General features: G+C 71.9%; 17 protein-coding genes and 1 riboswitch. Of the genes, 7 read left to right on the top strand and 10 right to left on the bottom strand.

What is annotated here, in order from left to right:
- Window positions 1-2: 2 nt before the first annotated feature.
- Entirely contained in the window at window positions 3-3,050 is a 3,048-nt protein-coding gene (locus OM076_RS19705; RefSeq protein ID WP_270041766.1) for a hybrid sensor histidine kinase/response regulator, read from the top strand.
- Here OM076_RS19705 and OM076_RS19700 read toward each other — a convergent pair.
- Window positions 3,043-3,777 carry an SDR family NAD(P)-dependent oxidoreductase gene (locus OM076_RS19700; protein WP_270041765.1) on the bottom strand — a complete coding sequence of 245 codons (735 nt, stop codon included), beginning with the start codon at window positions 3,775-3,777 and terminating at the stop codon, window positions 3,043-3,045. The genes OM076_RS19705 and OM076_RS19700 overlap by 8 nt on opposite strands.
- A 73-nt stretch (window positions 3,778-3,850) precedes the next feature.
- Between OM076_RS19700 and OM076_RS19695 the strand changes: the two genes are divergently transcribed.
- The 4 genes from OM076_RS19695 (at window position 3,851) to OM076_RS19680 (ending at window position 7,372) form a co-directional block, all read left to right on the top strand.
- Window positions 3,851-4,585 carry an isocitrate lyase/PEP mutase family protein gene (locus OM076_RS19695; protein WP_270041764.1) on the top strand — a complete coding sequence of 245 codons (735 nt, stop codon included), beginning with the start codon at window positions 3,851-3,853 and terminating at the stop codon, window positions 4,583-4,585.
- Complete coding sequence (locus OM076_RS19690) at window positions 4,586-5,587, top strand: radical SAM protein (protein WP_270041763.1); 1,002 nt, start codon at window positions 4,586-4,588, stop codon at window positions 5,585-5,587.
- A 2-nt stretch (window positions 5,588-5,589) separates the two neighbouring features.
- The gene (locus OM076_RS19685; protein ID WP_270041762.1) at window positions 5,590-6,771 is read left to right on the top strand and encodes a DNA-3-methyladenine glycosylase 2; all 1,182 of its coding nucleotides are present in this window, start codon (window positions 5,590-5,592) and stop codon (window positions 6,769-6,771) included.
- A 478-nt stretch (window positions 6,772-7,249) separates the two neighbouring features.
- Window positions 7,250-7,372, top strand: a complete 123-nt coding sequence (locus OM076_RS19680; protein ID WP_270041761.1) for a hypothetical protein — start codon at window positions 7,250-7,252, stop codon at window positions 7,370-7,372.
- Here the strand turns inward: OM076_RS19680 and rpiA are convergent.
- Genes rpiA through OM076_RS19665 form a run of 3 tightly spaced genes read right to left on the bottom strand, consistent with a single transcriptional unit; the run spans window position 7,356 to window position 9,961 of the window.
- On the bottom strand, window positions 7,356-8,003 hold the full coding sequence (gene rpiA / locus OM076_RS19675; RefSeq protein WP_270041760.1) for a ribose 5-phosphate isomerase A: 648 nt from the start codon (window positions 8,001-8,003) through the stop codon (window positions 7,356-7,358). The two genes, OM076_RS19680 and rpiA, sit on opposite strands and share 17 nt — an antisense overlap.
- Complete coding sequence (locus OM076_RS19670; protein ID WP_270041759.1) at window positions 8,000-9,052, bottom strand: M42 family metallopeptidase; 1,053 nt, start codon at window positions 9,050-9,052, stop codon at window positions 8,000-8,002. Before OM076_RS19670 ends, rpiA begins: the two co-directional genes overlap by 4 nt.
- Before the next feature lie 3 nt (window positions 9,053-9,055).
- Window positions 9,056-9,961: an SGNH hydrolase domain-containing protein gene (locus OM076_RS19665; protein WP_270041758.1), complete on the bottom strand. Its 906-nt coding sequence runs from the start codon at window positions 9,959-9,961 to the stop codon at window positions 9,056-9,058.
- A gap of 44 nt (window positions 9,962-10,005) precedes the next feature.
- On the opposite strand from OM076_RS19665, the gene OM076_RS19660 reads away from it, so the two are divergent.
- Window positions 10,006-11,358 carry a cupredoxin domain-containing protein gene (locus tag OM076_RS19660; RefSeq protein WP_270041757.1) on the top strand — a complete coding sequence of 451 codons (1,353 nt, stop codon included), beginning with the start codon at window positions 10,006-10,008 and terminating at the stop codon, window positions 11,356-11,358.
- Here the strand turns inward: OM076_RS19660 and OM076_RS19655 are convergent.
- Window positions 11,339-11,974 (bottom strand): precorrin-6A/cobalt-precorrin-6A reductase, encoded by a 636-nt coding sequence (locus OM076_RS19655; protein WP_270041756.1) that lies wholly within the window; start codon window positions 11,972-11,974, stop codon window positions 11,339-11,341. The genes OM076_RS19660 and OM076_RS19655 overlap by 20 nt on opposite strands.
- Here OM076_RS19655 and cobF point away from each other — a divergent pair, their 5' ends adjacent.
- Window positions 11,975-12,673, top strand: a complete 699-nt coding sequence (cobF, locus tag OM076_RS19650; RefSeq protein WP_270041755.1) for a precorrin-6A synthase (deacetylating) — start codon at window positions 11,975-11,977, stop codon at window positions 12,671-12,673.
- On the opposite strand, the gene OM076_RS19645 is transcribed toward cobF, so the two are convergent.
- The 5 genes from OM076_RS19645 to OM076_RS19625 form a co-directional block, all read right to left on the bottom strand.
- Window positions 12,663-13,418: a CbtA family protein gene (locus OM076_RS19645; RefSeq protein WP_270041754.1), complete on the bottom strand. Its 756-nt coding sequence runs from the start codon at window positions 13,416-13,418 to the stop codon at window positions 12,663-12,665. The genes cobF and OM076_RS19645 overlap by 11 nt on opposite strands.
- On the bottom strand, window positions 13,418-13,630 hold the full coding sequence (locus tag OM076_RS19640; RefSeq protein ID WP_270041753.1) for a CbtB domain-containing protein: 213 nt from the start codon (window positions 13,628-13,630) through the stop codon (window positions 13,418-13,420). Before OM076_RS19640 ends, OM076_RS19645 begins: the two co-directional genes overlap by 1 nt.
- 43 nt (window positions 13,631-13,673) lie before the next feature.
- A riboswitch (cobalamin riboswitch) is annotated at window positions 13,674-13,749 on the bottom strand.
- Window positions 13,750-13,759: 10 nt separating this feature from the next.
- Window positions 13,760-14,467, bottom strand: coding sequence for an adenosylcobinamide-GDP ribazoletransferase (gene cobS / locus OM076_RS19635; RefSeq protein WP_270041752.1), 708 nt, complete (start codon window positions 14,465-14,467; stop codon window positions 13,760-13,762).
- Window positions 14,461-15,969, bottom strand: a complete 1,509-nt coding sequence (locus OM076_RS19630) for a bifunctional adenosylcobinamide kinase/adenosylcobinamide-phosphate guanylyltransferase (protein WP_270041751.1) — start codon at window positions 15,967-15,969, stop codon at window positions 14,461-14,463. Before OM076_RS19630 ends, cobS begins: the two co-directional genes overlap by 7 nt.
- The gene (locus OM076_RS19625) at window positions 15,966-16,556 is read right to left on the bottom strand and encodes a precorrin-8X methylmutase (RefSeq protein ID WP_270041750.1); all 591 of its coding nucleotides are present in this window, start codon (window positions 16,554-16,556) and stop codon (window positions 15,966-15,968) included. Before OM076_RS19625 ends, OM076_RS19630 begins: the two co-directional genes overlap by 4 nt.
- Window positions 16,557-16,561 lie beyond the last annotated feature (5 nt).

Here is a 16,561-nt window from a genome sequence, read left to right as displayed (position 1 = left end):
CGATGGGCGCGCGCGAGGCCAGCGGCAGGACGCGCCTCGCCTTCGGGCTCGCGGTCGTGGGCGGGCCGATCGCGGCGCTGCTGCCGGGCCCGAGCCTCGACCCGGTGCTGTTCGGGATCGCGTGCTTGCTCACGGTCGCGCTGCTCGGCGCGGCGACGATCGGCGCGGTCCGCGACAGCAGCTCTGCCCCGCTCTGGCTCTCGCTCGCGTACCTCTGCATCGTCGGCCTGATGCGCCAGGCCGGTGACGGCCCGGCAGGCTTCCTGCCGCTGGTGATCCTGCCGATCGTCTGGTTGGCGCTGTACGGGACCCGGCGCCAACTCCTGATCACGCTCGGCGCAATCGTCGTCGTGCTGCTCTTGCCGTGGGCGGTGATCGGTGGCGACCGCTACGCCTTGACACCTCGCAACGCCCTGATGGTCTTCATCGTGTCGGCGCTCGCCGGGCTGACGATCCAGCGTCTGCTGGGCCAGGTGCGCGCCGAGCGCGACTTCAGCGCGGCGGTCCTCGACACCGCCGGCAGCCTGGTCGTCGTCACCGACCGAAACGCCCGGATCGAGCGCTTCAATCGCGCCGCCGAGGTCGTCACCGGGTTCGCCGCGGGCGACATGCTCGGCCGCTCGCTGATCGACGCGCTGATGCCGCCCGAGACCGTGGAGGCGGTGCGCGCCGAGCTGGCCGCCGCGGTCGCCGACGAGTTCCCGCGCCACTACGAGCACGGCCTCATCACCGCCTCCGGGGAGGAGCGCCTGGTCTCGTGGTCGGTGACCTGCCTGGTCGACGAGGGCGGCGCCATCGCCCACCTCGTCGCGATCGGCACCGACGTCACCGAGCAGCGGCGCGCCGCCGAGGCGCTGCGGATCTCGACCGATCGGCTCGAGAGCATCCTCTTCCACACGACCACCCGGATCGCGGTCAAGGATCGCGACGGACGCTATCTGCTCGTCAACCGCGCGTGGGTGGCGTCGGCCGGGACGGACGGGACCGGGCTGACCGACGCGGAGCTGTTCGGGCCCGAGGTCGCCGGGCGCGCCCGCGTCACCGACACGCAGGTCTGGGAGACCGGCGAAGCGCTCGAGTACGAGCGCGAGTTCAGGGGCGCCACCGCACTCGTGGTCAAGTTCCCGCTGCGCGACGCCGCGGGCGAGATCTACGCGATCGGCTCGATCGCCACCGACATCTCCGAGCGCAACCGGGCCCTGGCCGAGGCGCGCGCGGCGTCGCAGGCGAAGTCGGACTTCGTGGCCAACATGAGCCACGAGATCCGCACCCCTTTGAACGGCGTGATCGGCATGCTCGAACTGCTCGAGGACACGCCGCTCAGCGACGAGCAGCGGGCGCTGATCGAGACCGCCGTCGCGTCCGGCGACGCGCTGCTGGGCGTGATCAACGACGTGCTCGACTTCTCGAAGATCGAAGCGGGCAAGCTGGAGCTCGAGCGGCGCCCGTTCGACCCGCGCGACCTGATCGAATCCACCTGCGCGATGCTCGCGCCGCAGGCGCAGGCCAAGGGCGTCGAGCTGACGCTGCTGATCGACGACTCGGTGCCAGGAACGTTGGGGGGCGACGAGCACCGCCTGCGCCAGGTGCTCACGAACCTGCTGGCGAACGCGATCAAGTTCACCGCGCTCGGCGAGGTGTCGGTGCGCGTCGAGGCCGAGCGGCCGGACGACGGCCACGCCGCGCTGCGCGTGCACGTCGGCGACACCGGCATCGGCATCGCCCCGGCGCAGCTCGCGCAGCTCTTCGAGCCCTTCACCCAGGCCGACACGTCGACGACCCGGCGCTTCGGCGGCACCGGCCTCGGGCTGGCGATCTCGCGCCGCCTGGTGTCGATCATGGGCGGTGAGCTGACCGCGGAATCCGAGCCGGGCCTCGGCAGCGCGTTCCACGTGCAGATCCCGTTCGAGGTGGTCGACGCGAAGCGCTCCAGCCGGCGCTCGCGGGTCGTCATTCCCGCCGCGACGCGGGTCCTGGTCGTCGACGACAACGCCGCCAACCGCGAGATCGTGCAGGTCTACCTGCGTGGGCGGGTGGCGGTGTGCGACGCCGCCGCCGACGGGGCACAGGCGCTGGCGCTGATGGAGGCGGCGGCGAGCGCGGACCGGCCGTACGCGCTCGTCCTGCTGGACTCCGAGATGCCCGAGCTCAGCGGCGCCGAGGTGGCGCGGGCGATCCGCGAGGCGCCCGCGTTGCGATCGAGCCGGCTCGTGATGCTCACCTCGGCGGGAGAGACGGCGTCGCCGGACGTCGACCGCTCGCTGACCAAGCCCGTGCGCCGCGCGGCACTGCTCGAGACGCTCGCGGAGGTCTTGACGGGCGCCGAGCCCGAGGCCGCAGAAGCCGTCGAGCCACCGGCCGGCGGTCGCGGGTGTGTGCTCGTTGCGGAGGACAACCCGGTCAACCAGATCGTGATCGAGACGCTGCTCGCGCGGCGCGGTATCCAGGTCGAGCTCGTCTCGGACGGGCTCGAGGCGGTCGCGCGGGTCGATCCGGAGCGCCATGACGCGATCTTCATGGACTGCCAGATGCCCAACCTCGACGGCTATGCGGCGACCGCACGGATCCGCGCCGGCGAGGCCTACGGGCAGCACATCCCGATCGTCGCGATGACCGCCCACGCGTTCGCCGGCGACCGCGAGCGCTGCCTGGCGGCGGGCATGGACGACTACCTCAGCAAGCCGCTGCGCAGCGAGGATCTGGACCCGGTGATCGAGCGCTGGCTCCCGCGTCCGGCGGCCGTCGCGCCGAACGGCGGGATGCTCGACGACGCGCGCGTGCGCGGCTTGCGCAACGTGAGCGCCGCGCTGCTGGAGCGGGTGGTCGAGGCGTTCGCGCGGACGACGCCGGGGCTGCTCGAGGAACTGCGCGACGCCGTCTCGCGTGGTGACGGGGAAGCGGCGCGCAAGCTCGCCCACAAGCTGCGGGGCAGCGCCGAGACGGTCGGGGCCGTGCGGCTCTCGGAGATCGCGCGGCGGATCGAGCTGGGCGAGGACGCCGCGGGTGAGCTCGAACCGGCCTACCGCGGGACGCTTGAAGCGCTCAGGTGACGCTGAACCCGCCGTCGATCTCGGTGATCGTGCCGGTGATCCAGCCTGCGCGCTCGGACGCGAGCCAGGCGATGGCGGCGGCCACGTCTTCGGCCTCGCCGAGGCGCTTGAGCGGGTAGGCGCGGGCCATGTCGTCCTGGCGTTCGTGGAAGTCCGGGCGCTCGTGGTGGGCCAGGGCCGTCTTGACGACGGCGGGCATCACCGCGTTGGCGCGGATGCCGTCGGGCCCGTACTCGACGGCGAGCGCGCGGGTGAGCGAGACGAGCCCGCCCTTCGCCGCCGCGTAGGCCGCGATCCCGGGCACGACCTTGTGCGCGAGCGTCGAGCCGACGTTGACGATCGAGCGGTCGCCCTCGCTGGCGAGCAGGTGCGGGAGCGCGGCGTGCAGGATCAGAAAATGACCGGTGAGATTCACCGCGATCTGCTGGTGCCACGTCTCGATCTCGATCTCGTGCAGGCGCACGTTGCGGCGGATCGAGCCGGCGTTGTTGACCACGACGTGCAGCGTGTCTCCGAGCGCCGCCACCGCCTCCTCGACGATGCGGGACGCGTCGGTGGCGATGTCGCCGGTGACGACGACGGCGTGCTCGCCGATCTGTGCCGCGACCTCTTGCAGCGGTTCAGCGCGGCGACCGACGAGCGCGACCTTCATGCCGTCGGCGGCGAGCGCGAGCGCGGTGCTCGCGCCGATGCCGGTTCCGGCGCCGGTGATCAGTGCGGTCCTCAAGGGACGCGGAAACCTACTGCACGATGACCGAAAACCGCCAGACAGCGGGCGCGCGGCGCGCAACGCTTGAGGCATGAAGGCAGAGGAGTTCGCCGCCCGGCACCGGTCCGGGCCGATCGTCGTGATCCCGAACGCGTTCGACGCCGGGAGCGCGAAGGTGATCGCGCGCCGTCGGCCGGTCGCCATCGGGACGAGCAGCGCGGGGATCGCGAACGGGCTCGGGTACGCCGACGGTGAGCGGATCGGGCGCGACGAGATGCTGGCCGCGATCAAGCGGATCGTGGATGCGGTCGACGTCGGGGTGACGGCCGACATCGAGGCCGGGTACGGCGACGCCGCGGGCACCGCCGAGCGGTTGCTGGGGCTCGGCGTGATCGGGCTCAACCTCGAAGACGCGCGGTATGGCGGGAGCGGACTGCTCAGCGTCGAGGAGGCGTGCGCGAACATCGCCGCGATCCGCGCGGTCGCGGGCACGTCGCTGGTCATCAACGCGCGGGTTGACACGTGGCTGGCCGACGGCGATCCGAATGCGCTCGCGGTCGCGCGCGGGAACGCCTACCTCGCGGCCGGCGCGGACTGCGTGTTCGCGCCCGGAATCAGCGACTTCGCGGCCGTCGTCGCCGGGCTCGACGGGCCGCTGAACGCCTACGCGGGTGCGGGCACGCCGCCCGTCGCCGAGCTGGAGGCGCTCGGCGTGCGGCGGGTGAGCGTCGGCAACGCGCCGTACGACGCGTGTCTGCGGCTGGTCGAGCGGATCACCACCGAGCTCCTCACGGTTGGGCGCTACGACGCGTTGTTCGCTCAGTAGATGCGGTGGAGTGCCCAGACGACGAGTGAGGAAGCCGAGCGGCGGCTGCCCGGCTACCGCGATGCGGCGGTGGTGCGCACGCTCGACGCGCCCGAGGCGCTGCACACCCGCTTCTACGAGGTGCATGCCAAGTCGGCGCTGAACAAGGTGCCGGCGAGGATGCCGTGGGGCTGGACGATCAACCCGTATCGCGGCTGCACCCACGCCTGCGCGTACTGCTTCGCCCGCCCCACCCACGAGTTCCTCGGGTTCGACGCGGGGGCGGACTTCGAGCGCGAGATCGTCGTCAAGGTCAACGTGCCGGAGGTGCTCCGGGCGGAGCTGTCGCGGCCGTCGTGGAAGCGTGAGCACGTCGCGCTCGGCACCAACACCGATCCGTACCAGTGGGTCGAGGGCCGCTACGAGCTGATGCGCGGGATCTGGCAAGCGCTGCGCGACCACGCCAACCCTTGCAGCGTCCTCACCAAGTCCCCGCTGCTGACCCGCGACATCGATCTGATGCTCCAGATCGCCGAGCGCACGCAGTTCACCGCGTACCTCTCGGTGCCGACGATCGACGAGCGCGCGTGGCGGGAGTCCGAGCCGCGCACGCCGAGCCCGCGGGCGCGGCTGAACGCGCTCACGCAACTCGCCGAGGCGGGGCTCGACGTGGGTGTCGTGATCGCGCCGCTCATGCCCGGCATCAATGACTCGCCGGAGCAGATCGACGAGATCGTCGGCGCGGCGCTCGCCGCGGGCGCGGAGAGCATCGACGCGCTCCCGCTGCACCTGCGCGGGAGCACCAAGGACGTCTTCCTGCGGTGGCTGCGCGCCACACGACCCGAGCTGGTCGAGCGCTACGACGCGCTGTACGGCACCGGGTCGGAGATGCGGCGCGACGAGCAGCGGCGGCTGCTGGAGCTCGTCAAGCCGCGCGGCCGGACGTGGGAGACGCGGATCCGCGAGCGTTTCGAGGCCGAAGCGGCCCCTTCTGCCGCGCCGCCCCAGCTGCCACTGTTCTGAGGATGCACGCCGACGTCGCGCGCCGCGCACTGGCCCTGATCGCCGACGGCCTCGTCGACCGTGCCGGCGTGCCGGGCCTCGCACGCCGCCTCGGCTACAGCGAGCGCCAGCTGCACCGGATCCTCGTCGCCGAGCTGGGCGCCGGTGCGATCGCGCTCGCCCGCGCGCAGCGCGCCCAATCCGCCCGGTTACTGATCGACTCCGCCGACCTCACGCTGGGCGAGATCGCCCTGGCGGCGGGCTTCGGCTCGGTCCGCCAGTTCAACGACACGATGCGCCGGATCTACGGCACCACGCCCGCAGCCCTGCGCACCGGGCCGCGCCCCGCGACCGGCATCCGCCTGCGCCTGCCGGCGAAGGCCCCGTTCGACGGCGCGGCCGTCGTGCGCTTCCTCGCCCGCCACGAGGTGCCCGGCCTCGAGCACGTCCAGCGCGGCGCGTACACGCGGGCGGTCGCGCTCGAGAACGGCGGCGGCCTCGTCACGCTCACCCCCAAGCGCGACGCGCTGATCTGCGAGCTCAAGCTCGACGACCTCCGGGACCTCAGCGCCGCCGTCGCCCGCTGCCGCCGGCTCTTCGACCTCGACGCCGACCCGCAGGCGATCCACACCCACCTCGCCCGCCTGCCCGTCGTCGGCGACCTCGTCCGGCGCGCGCCCGGCATCCGGATCGCGGGTGCGGTCGACGGCTTCGAGCTCGCCGTGCGGACGATCATCCGGCGCGAGAACGAGTACGAGTTCGCCCGCACCAGCACCGCGCGGCTGGTCCGTCGCTACGGCGCCCCACTGCAGGATCCCACGCCCACCGTCACCCACCGCTTCCCCACGCCGAGCGCGCTGGCCGAGGCGGACCCGGCGACGTTCGGCGTCGACGCCCGCCGCGCGCACGCCATCCGCGACCTCGCGCGCCAGGGCCTGTATCTCGACGCCGGCTCGGCGGTGGACGACGAGGTGCGAGCGCTGCTCGCGATTCCCGGCATCGGCCCCTGGATCGCCAACTACATCGCGATGCGCGCCCTCGGCGATCCCGACGCGTACCTCGAGGACTGCGATCGCCTCGCACGGGCGCTATCCCGTGCCGGCGGCACCGCTGAGCCGGAAACGTGGCGGCCCTACAGCTCCTACGCGATCGCCGCGCTCTGGCGCAGCCTCGACGACAGCGACACGTTCGCGCTCGCCGCGTAGGGAAATGCTCAGCGGTCCTCTCGAGGGCCGAACGTCAACGGCGCCGGGTGGGGAGGGGGGACAGAAAGGGCGTTCTCACGCTCGCCGCTCCACCGGCGGCGAGGGGGTGTGTAACGAGAGCTGCCCGTCGGGCAGCTCTAGTTCCGCACCCCCATTAATGCGCCACATCGAACAGTGCGAACCTGATCGAAAATCGAGATCGGACCGGCAAACGCGCACGGTCGACCACGGCGACCGGGACAAGGCGTGTGCGGGGCACGCTTTCCGTCTCCGTGGCCCGTAACTGTCGGTATCCCGGCGCGGCAATTCGAGCCAACAGAGCCGAGCCGCGCAGCGGACGGCGGCGTGGCAGACCCGAAGGGCGCGCCACTCCCCCCTCCCCCACTCGGCGCAGTTGACTTTCAGTCCCTAAGACACATTCGGGCGTGAAGATGAGGACGTCTGCCTGAGCGAACGGCGTCGTGGGTAGGGCGAGGTCATGCTTCTGATCCTCGCCATCATCCTGCTGATCATCGCCATCGCCGGCGGCGTGATCATCCACCCGATCATCTTCGCGCTGGCGATCGTCGCGCTCGTGCTCTTCTTCACCGGCCGGCGATGACGCGGTGATCGACCGCCCCGGCGGTCGACACGACGATGTCGGTGATCAGCTCCGGGCCGAAGAGCCCGTGAGCGACCACTCCCGGCTCGGCGTCGAGCAGCGCCGCCAGCGTGGCGGGGTCCTCGACCGCGCCGGTCCAATCGGCGATCACGCCGTTGTCGGGGCTCAGCGGACCCGGGCGTAGGACGACGTTGCGCAGGCGCCGCAGCGTCGCGCTCGCCCCGTAGGCCAAAAGCTCCACCGGCACGGGCTCGTGGATGCGCTCGACGACCTTCTCGCCCGACGCGATCACCACGAAGCGAGCGGCCGCGGCGGCGACGATCTTCTCGCGCGTGTGCGCCCGCCCGCCGCCCTTGACCAGCCACGGCCCGGGGCCGATCTGGTCGGCGCCGTCGATCGCGATGTCGAGATCGGTGAACTCGTCGAAGGGCTCGACGGCGAGGCCCACCTGCCGCGCGAGCGCTTCCGTGGCGGGTGAGGTCGAGACGCAGCGCAACGTCAGCCCGCGCGCGGCGAGCGCAGGGAGCAGCGGCGCGACGGTCGAGCCCGTCCCCAGGCCGACCCGCATCCCGTCCTCGACCAACTGCGCGGCGAACTCGGCGGCGGCGCGCTTGTCCGCCTCGACGCTCATGTGCGGCGAGCCGGGAGCGGGTTGGTGACCAGCAGCCGCAGCAGCGCGGCCGTGCTCTCGAGATCGGCGGGATGGATCGTCTCGAAGGCCGTGTGGGTGTAGCGGGTCGCGACGGTCACCAGCGACGTCGGCGAGCCGGACTCGGCCAGTGCCAGCCCGTCCGAGCCGTAGCCCGCGAACAGCCCGTCCTGCACCGGGAGCCCGTTGGCGCGCGCCAGCGTGATCAGGTACTGGGAGAGCGTGCGGTCGTAGATGTACCCGGTGTCGCGGTGGACGACGATCGGGCCGGCGCCGAGCTTGGTGCCGTACTCGCGCTCCTCGACCGCGGGGATGTCACCGGCGAGGCCGACGTCCAGCGCGATCGCGGCTTCGAAGCGCTGTTCGCGCGCGAGCGCCCGCGCGCCGTGCAGGCCGTTCTCCTCCTGCGTGGTGGCGATCAGCCACAGCTCGCACGCGAGCTCGGGGGTGTCGATCAGCGCGTCCATCAGCGCCAGTCCGACGCGGTTGTCCATCGCGGGGCCGATCAGCAGCTCGCCGACGCGGCGCGTCGGCGCGGAGAAGATCGCGGGCGAGCCGACGTGGACGCCGGCGTCGAGCAGCGCGTCGCGGCTGCTCACCCCCAGCTCGACCCAGAAGTCGTTGAAGCTCAATTCGTGCTGGTCGCGCTGCTTGGCGGTCAGCACGTGGCCGCTGGAGGCCGCGAGCAGGCCGTCGAGCCAGGAGCCGTCGCGGGCGAGCACGCGGACGGGCTGCCCGACCGGATGCCGGCGCTCCGGCCCGGTGCGACGATCGCCCTGCGCGGTGTCCAGCAGCAGGAAGCCGTCCTCGGTGATGTGGCGCACGACGTAGCCGACCTGGTCCATGTGCGCCTGCAGCAGGACGCGCGGACCGCTCCCGCCGACGCGGGCGATGACGTTGCCGATGCTGTCGCGGCGTACCTCGGCACAGCGCGGCCCCCAGCGGTCCTGCAGGAGGTCGGCGAGCTCGGATTCAGCGCCCGAGGGCGCGGGAACGGCGCACAGTTCGGCGAGCAGTGTTTCGAGGTGCATCGGTCACCACTGTGCCATGCGCGCGTCCAACTCGCTGAGCAGATAGGGACCGAGCGTGGTGGAGAACGTCGCGCTGATGTGCCCGACGTCCTTGTGCACGAGCGCGCCGCCGATGACCGGGAAGCAGTCGGCGCTGTCGCACATGTAAGGCGTCAGGTCGATCGCCTCCACGCGCGGGGAGCTCATCCGCTTGGCCGCTTCCAGCGCCGGGTCGGGCGCGAGCGCGGTCGTGATCGGTACCTGACACGTCGTCCCGGCGGGTTTACGCCGGTCGATCGCTCGCTGCACGCAGGCCGCGGTGGTCTGGCGGTTGTGCGGCGGGTCGCGCAGGACGATCACGTGCTGGATCGACGCCGGCAGCCCGTCCCACGCCGTCATGTATCCGGCCGTCTTGACCTCGAAGCGGTTCTGCCCGGCGGGCACGACGACACCCGCGCCGGTGTTGCCCGAGACGAAGATCGTGCTGATCTCGGGGTGCGCGCGCAGATACGCGAGCGTGTCCGTCTTGAACTGCTCGCAGCCCGTGCCGTCCTCCCCCGGGAGGCTCGTGCGGGCGGCGGTGAACGGGCATTGCGAGCGATACAGCGTGACCCCGCGCCAGCGGTGGACGCGGTAGACGTGCTCGAGCGCCGCGCGCCAGTGCACGGCGTGGCTGTCGCCGACGAGCGCGACGGTGGCGGTCGCTCTCGCCTTGGCGACGCCGAACAGGCAGCGCGACGGTGGGACTTCCGAGCGCACGGGCGAGCAGGGCGCGCTGGGCTCGAGCAGCGCCTCGTCGGGCGTGGGCGTGACGGAGAGCCGCAGCGCCGGGTTGTTGCACGGCTTGCCTTCGGCGCGCGCCGAAGCGCCGAAGCAGCGTGGTGTACCTCCCGCTTCAGACGCCATCGCGAGCATCGCGAGGATGGTCATCGCGATTACGATTGCCCTCCGGCCGGATCCGTAGGGTACGCGCGATGTTCCGCCGAGCCGCATCGCTGCTGATCCTTGCAGGCGTACTGGCGGCAGCGCTGCCGGCAGCCGCGCAGGCCGCCCGCAAGACGCTCGTGCTGCGCTCGGCGCCGGTCGCGATGGGCGGCTACAACGTCGCGTTCCCGAAGCTCTTCGTGCCCGCGCCCAAGCTCGACGGCTACGTCGTCGGGATGGAGGCCCGGCTCGTCGACACGCGCGGGAAGGTGGTGACGATCCGCGACGTGATGCTCCACCACACCGTCTTCTATCGCCGCGGCGCGCCCGAGTCGCAGTCCGTGTGCGCGGGCAAGACGCAGGAGGCGTTCTACGGCACCGGCGAGGAGGACGAGCAGCTGCGTCTTCCGCCCGGCTACGGCTACCCGGTGGCCAAGGGCGACCGCTGGAAGATGAACGCGATGCTGATGAGCCACAGCCAGCGATCGGTGCGCGTGCGGGTGGAGTACACGGTCACCGTGGAGACCGGGGTGAAGCTCGAGCCGGTGATCCCGCTGTGGGTCCGCGCCAACGGCTGTGGTGACGCCGTCAGCTACCCGGTGTGGGGCGACGACGGGCCGGGCGCGACGGACACGCGGTCCTTCGACTGGAAGGTGCCGTTCGACGCGCGGATCGTCGCCGTCGGCGGCCACCTGCACGGCGGGGCCAAGGACATGTTCCTCACGCAGCAGGCGTGCGGCGGCCGGCGGCTGCTGGACACCGCGCCGCGCTATGGCATGCCGGACAACCTCTACTACACGGCGCGCCCCGTCCTGCACGAGCCGGGCCCGGTCGACACGCGCTACTTCCTCTCGAAGACGGGCATCCAGGTCCGCCGTGGGGAGACGCTGAAGCTGACCGGGCTCTACGACTCGTCCAAGCCGCACACGCGGGTGATGTCGATCATGCACGTCTACCTCGCCAAGCACGCCGCGCCGGCGACGCAGGACTGCGCGCCGCTGCCCGCCGACGCCCAGGAACTCGTCAAGGACGAGCCGGTGCGCCTCGACCCGCCGGACGTCTCGGTGCCGCTGAACGAGCTGGGCGCGGATGGTCACACGCGCGAGATCACCGATCTGCCGTGGCCGCTGTCGACGCTCGGCAACCCGGCGACGGTCGCGCTGAAGGACAACGCGTTCGACCCGCCGTACGTGCAGATCAAGCGCGACTCCAAGCTCACGTGGAGCTTCGACGACGAGATCGCGCACAACGTCACGTTCGCGAGCGGCCCGGTGCTGACGGGCAGCCCGACGCTTTCGGGTGGGCAGACGTTCACGACCCAGTTCACGCGCACGGGTCGGTACGAGCTGTTCTGTTACCTGCACCCGCTCGCGATGCACCAGGTCATCGATGTAGTCGACTGAGCGCCTCGTCGACGGTCGCGACGGCGTCCGGTGGGCGTGGTCGCGGGCGCTTGACGATCACGATCGGGATGCCGCGTTCGCGCGCGGCTTGGAGCTTGGGGGCGGGGCCGCCGCTGTCCTTCGTGACCAGCAGGTCGATCGCGTGGGTATCGAGGAGCTCGCGCTCGCCTTGCAGCGTGAACGGGCCGCGATCGAGGACGACCTGGTGGTGGGTGTTCGGTGGCGTGATCGCCCTGACGAGGAACCAGGCGTCGACGGGCTCGAAGACCTGCAGGTCCGTGTGGCCCGTGGTGAGGAGGACGCGGTGGCCCCGACATTCGCGCGCGGCGGCCTCGGTGCTCTCGACCCAGATGTCGCCGGCGTGCGGCTCCCAGCCCGGGCGTTCGAGGCGGAGCGCGCCGGCGGCCTTCTCGGAGATGCGGGTGGCGAAGGGATGCGTGGCGTCGACGACGGCGTCGAAGCCGCTGAGGTCGGAGCTGCCGATGCGCGTCGTGCCGGGAAGCGCGCGCGGGGTCGTTCTTCCCGCGAGCGAGGTCGTGACGTCGTCGCCGCGGGCGTGGAGCGCCTCGGCGAGTGCCCGTGCCTCCGTGGTCCCGCCTAGGATCAGCACCTTCATATGGAGAAGGTCCTACTGATCGGCATCGGCGCCGGCGATCCCGAATACGTCACCGTCCAGGCGGTCAACGCTTTGAACACCGTCGACGTCTTCTTTGTGCTCGAGAAGGCCGCCGAGCAGGAGGATCTCGTCGCGCTGCGGCGGGAGATCGTGGAGCGGTACGTGCACGAGCCGGTGCGCATGGTCGCCGCCGCCGACCCGCCGCGCGGGCGTGACGTCGAGGCGTGGCGGGCAGAGCGGGCGCGGCTGGTCTCGGGGTTGCTCGCGGAGGAGACGGGCGTCGGCGCGTTCCTCGTGTGGGGCGATCCGTCGCTGTACGACGGCATGATCGACATCCTCGAGCGGCTCGGCGTCGCGTACGAGGTCATCCCGGGGATCAGCGCCGTTTCAGCGCTCGCCGCCCGGCATCGGCTGGTCTTGAATCGCGTCGCCGGGGACGTGCTGGTGACGACCGGCCGGCGGGTCGCGGCGGGGCTGCCGGACGACGCCCGCGACGTCGTCGTGATGCTGGACTCCAAGCTGGCGTTCACGGCACTCGACGGCGAGTGGGAGATCTACTGGGGCGCGTACCTCGGCACGCCGGACGAGATCCTGATCTCCGGCAGGTTGTCCGAGGTCGCCGACGAGATCGTGCGCGTGCGAGCCGAGGCCCGCACGCGCAAGGGCTGGATGTTCGACACCTACCTGCTCAGGCGGTGACGGCCGCCCGGGTGGCCGGGACGCGCTGGGGCGCCGGGGCGAGGAACCGCTGCGCGGCCGCGCCGAAGACCAGGCCGAGCGTCGTCCAGATCACGGCCTGGATGCCGAGCGTGGCGACGCGGAAATGCCAGATCACGCTCGTCGGGAAGCCCTGCGGGATCTCGTCGAGCGCCGGCATCAGCACCTCGCCGACCGCCACGAGCACGATGAACGCGCCGACCGCGGCGAGCACCCCGTTCCAGGCACCGAACCGGCGCACGAAGTCCCGGCCCAGCCGGAAGGCGGCGATCGCTGCGGCGACGCTGATCGCGATCATCACGAAGAAGATCTTCGTGCGGTAGCCGATCGTGTCGTCGTTGCCGACGGCGGGCGGGTTCGACGGGTACTTCGTGAACGGCACGAGGAAGATCACGACGAAGCCGGCGAGCGCCAGCACGGCCGCCGTGGTCCGCGGGTTCGCCTTGCCGATGCGGCCGTACGCGGCCGCGAACACGAGCGCGAAGACGCCGCCGAGCGCGCTCGCGTAGACGACCGTGCCGGTCAGCAGCCCGAGCGTCGACTGCATGCCGCGGCTGACCAGCGGGGCCTCGGTCGAGGGCGGGCTGTGCGCCTCCTCGAAGGCGATCGCCTTGTCCACCTGCGGCTCGCCGAAGACCTTCGCGAAGACGAACGCCAGCAGGCCGGCCGCGAGGCCGGCGAGCATGCCGCGGATCAGCAGTCCGCGGACGGTTCTCGAGCCGTCCATCAGTGGCAGGGGAAACCGAGGAGGTGGCGCCCGTCGTGGACCCACTCGTGCAGGGTCATGCCCTTCACGATCGACGTCGCGCCCTCCTCGGCGCCGACGAAGTAGAACAGCAGCGCCGCGATCAGCGCGAAGAAGATCGCGTACGGGACGATGTCGTACAGCGGGATCGCCGGGGCGCGGACTTCTCCGGCGGGAACGGACAGCTCAGACATGCGGAACCTCCTCGGGATCGTGCGTCCCATTGCGTGGAAAGGCGAGTTCCTGGCTTCCGGGATCGGTGCTCGTCCCAGTCACAGTGGCGCGACCGCGCCGGATTCGCACCGGCTTCCTCGCCGTGGAGTCTAGGTCCATAGGGCGACGAGTGTCGTGACGGCGGCAAGCTCGGCCAGCTTGGCCGTGGCGCCGTAGCCGTCGCCGGTGATCCCGCCCAGCGCGTGCTGCAGGATCGCGGCGCTCGCGGTGGCCGCGAGCGCCGCGGCGAGCAGGGCGGCGAGGCCGTCTCGCGATGTCGCCAGCGTGATCGCGACGGTGATGACGGTCGCGGTGATCAGCGCGGGTGTGCCGACGCGCAGGAGGCTCCCGGAGCCTTGTGTGGCGGGCTGGAGGGCGCGCGAGACGGGGAGGATCGCCCAGCGGGCCAACACGTGCGAGATCAGGAGCGCTTTGGCGGCGTGCTCGGTGTCGAGCGTGGCGAGCGCGGTGGTGGTGAGGCCGACCGCGAGGATCAGCGCGAGCGCGCCCATCGTGCCGACGCGGGGGTCCTTGAGGATCTCGAGGCGGCGTTGCCGGGTGGTGTGGGCGCCGAGCGCGTCGGCGACGTCGGCGAGCCCGTCCTCGTGCAGCGCACCGGTGACGATGACGGCGGCGGCGACGGCGAGCACCGTCGCGGGGAGCGGCTGGAGGATCTGGTCGGCGAGCGCGCGGGTGGCGGCGGCGATCGCGCCGACCAGCAGCCCGACCAGCGGGAAGTAGACCGCGGCGCGGTTGAGGTTCGGGATGCCCCTGGCGGGCACGGGGAGGCGGGTGAGGAAGGCGACGGCCGTCAGCACGTCCAGAGCACGGCTTCCAGCGCTTGGATGAGTCGATCGGTGGCCGCGTCGTCACGGACCGCGATGCGGATGTGCTCGCTGTCAAGGCCGAGGTCAGTGGTGGGGCGGACGGCGATCCGGCGCTGTTTGAGGCGTTGCGCGACCTCGGCGCCGTTGGGGATGCGCGTCAGGACGAAGTTGGCCGCGCCGTCGTAGGTGTGCAGGCCGAGAGCGTTGAGGCGTTGCGTGAGCCGTTCGCGGTGGGCGGCGAGCTGCGCGATCAGCGGCTCGTCCGCGTCGTGCGGGCGCTGCGCCCAGGCGGCGATGGCCGCGAGCGCAGGGCCGTTCACCGGCCAGGCCTGGCGGCGGCTCTGGAGGCGCTCGACCAGTGGCGGCGGGCCGATCAGGTAGCCCGCACGCAGGCCGGCGACCGAGTGCAGCTTGGTCAGGCTGCGCAGGACGACGGTGTTCTCGTGACCCATCACGCTCGGCTGCGGGCGGGCGACGAAGTCCATGAAGGACTCGTCGACGACCAGCGTGCGGCCGGGCGTTTCGAGGGTTGTGAGGTCGTCGTGGAGGACGCCGGTCGGGTTGCAGGGGTTGGTGACGATGACGAAGTCCGCGCTTGCTGGGACGGGCTTCAGCGCGAAACCGTGTTCGGCCGTGCGGTGGATGAAGGTCGGTGTGTGGCCGTGGGCTCTGAGCGCCGCGGGGCCTTCGCCGAAGACGGGCGCGACGATGGCCGCGTGGGTGTGTGCTTCGAGGTCGGCGGCGAGCAGCCAGAAGCCCTCGGCGGCGCCATTGAGCAGCAGGACGCTCCGCGGGTCGACACCGTGGCGGTGGGCGACTGCGGCGGTCGCGAGGGTCTCGTCCGGGTAGGCGCCGATGTTCGCCCACGCGTCCGCGACGGCGTCTGTCAGCCAGCCGGGCGGCGGGCCGTCGACGACGTTGACGGCGAAGTCGTCGTCGCCCGGGTGGACGAGCTTGTCGCCGTGGAGGACGCGCGGGTGGACTTCCTCGCGCCGGTCGTGCAGGTCCAGCGCGCGGCCGGCGACGATCAGGTGGACGCGGTTTGCGTGTTTGGAGAGCGCCTGTGTGGCATCGCCGGTCAGGTCGAGCCAGCGGCGGGTCGCGGCCTCGATCGGCACCGGGCCGAGACCGGCCTCCTCGGCCACGACGATCAACGTTCCCTCGCGCTCGGCTTTGAGCGTTTCGATGCCGTTTTGGACGATCGCGTCGACCTCGGGGGCGGGTGCGCCGTCGAAGGCGCCGTGGCGGTGCATGACGCCGGCGATCCAGGCGCCGAGGCCGTCGAGCAGGACCGTTCCGGGCGGAATCGTCAGCTCGTCGCCGGCCTCGATCGTCGTCCATTGCTCGCCCCGCCGCGCTTGATGGGCGGCGATCCGCTCGGCCATCTCGGGGTCGGTGGCGGCGCCGGTCGCGATGTACGTCCCGGTCTCCCCCGCGAGCCGTTCCGCGAAGGCGCTCTTGCCGCTGCGACGGCCGCCGAGGATCAGGATCACGCGTGCTCCTCGTCTTCGAAGTACAGGAGGGCGTTGACGGCGGCGACCGCGACCGCCGACCCGCCCCGCTCGCCGACGTTGGTGACGTGCGGGAGGGGCGATTGCGCGAGCGCGGCCTTCGCCTCGGCCGCGCCCACGAACCCGACGGGCAGGCCGACGATGAGTGCGGGGTGCTTCGGGGGATGTGCGAGCAGCGCTTGGAGCGCGGTGGGGGCGTTGCCGATCACCCAGATGGCGTTGGCGGGTGCTTCGTGGGTGGCGAGGCGCATGGCCGCCGCGGAGCGGGTGGTCGTGGCGTCGGCCTTGGCCCGCGGGTCGTCCAGCGGAACGATCGGCGTTCTCGAGGTGATCCCGGCCGCGACCATGCGGGCGTCGGTGTAGATCGGCGCGCCGTCTCGCAGCGCCTCTCGCCCGCTTCTCAGCGCTTGTTCGTCGAGGACGAGCGAGTCGCCGAAGGAGAGGTCGGCCGCGGCGTGGATGACCCGCTCGGCGACCGCGCGCGAGAGCGGCGGCAGGTGGCTGAGGTCGATGCGCGAGCGCAGGATGCGGTAGCTCTCGCGCTCGATCGGGTGGATCGCTCGGGCCACGGTGT

Source organism: Solirubrobacter ginsenosidimutans (genome assembly GCF_027587205.1).
Note: the sequence above shows the minus strand (reverse complement) of the source record. Positions and strands in the feature narration are given on the sequence as shown.

What these genes read in the sequence shown, in the direction of transcription:
- OM076_RS19705 (WP_270041766.1), top strand. Translation starts at nt 3, where the DNA reads ATGGGCGCGCGCGAGGCCAGCGGCAGGACGCGCCTCGCCTTCGGGCTC.
- OM076_RS19695 (WP_270041764.1), top strand. Translation starts at nt 3,851, where the DNA reads ATGAAGGCAGAGGAGTTCGCCGCCCGGCACCGGTCCGGGCCGATCGTC.
- OM076_RS19690 (WP_270041763.1), top strand. Translation starts at nt 4,586, where the DNA reads ATGCGGTGGAGTGCCCAGACGACGAGTGAGGAAGCCGAGCGGCGGCTG.
- OM076_RS19685 (WP_270041762.1), top strand. Translation starts at nt 5,590, where the DNA reads ATGCACGCCGACGTCGCGCGCCGCGCACTGGCCCTGATCGCCGACGGC.
- OM076_RS19680 (WP_270041761.1), top strand. Translation starts at nt 7,250, where the DNA reads ATGCTTCTGATCCTCGCCATCATCCTGCTGATCATCGCCATCGCCGGC.
- rpiA (WP_270041760.1), bottom strand. Translation starts at nt 8,003, where the DNA reads ATGAGCGTCGAGGCGGACAAGCGCGCCGCCGCCGAGTTCGCCGCGCAG.
- OM076_RS19670 (WP_270041759.1), bottom strand. Translation starts at nt 9,052, where the DNA reads ATGCACCTCGAAACACTGCTCGCCGAACTGTGCGCCGTTCCCGCGCCC.
- OM076_RS19665 (WP_270041758.1), bottom strand. Translation starts at nt 9,961, where the DNA reads ATGACCATCCTCGCGATGCTCGCGATGGCGTCTGAAGCGGGAGGTACA.
- OM076_RS19660 (WP_270041757.1), top strand. Translation starts at nt 10,006, where the DNA reads ATGTTCCGCCGAGCCGCATCGCTGCTGATCCTTGCAGGCGTACTGGCG.
- OM076_RS19655 (WP_270041756.1), bottom strand. Translation starts at nt 11,974, where the DNA reads ATGAAGGTGCTGATCCTAGGCGGGACCACGGAGGCACGGGCACTCGCC.
- cobF (WP_270041755.1), top strand. Translation starts at nt 11,975, where the DNA reads ATGGAGAAGGTCCTACTGATCGGCATCGGCGCCGGCGATCCCGAATAC.
- OM076_RS19645 (WP_270041754.1), bottom strand. Translation starts at nt 13,418, where the DNA reads ATGGACGGCTCGAGAACCGTCCGCGGACTGCTGATCCGCGGCATGCTC.
- OM076_RS19640 (WP_270041753.1), bottom strand. Translation starts at nt 13,630, where the DNA reads ATGTCTGAGCTGTCCGTTCCCGCCGGAGAAGTCCGCGCCCCGGCGATC.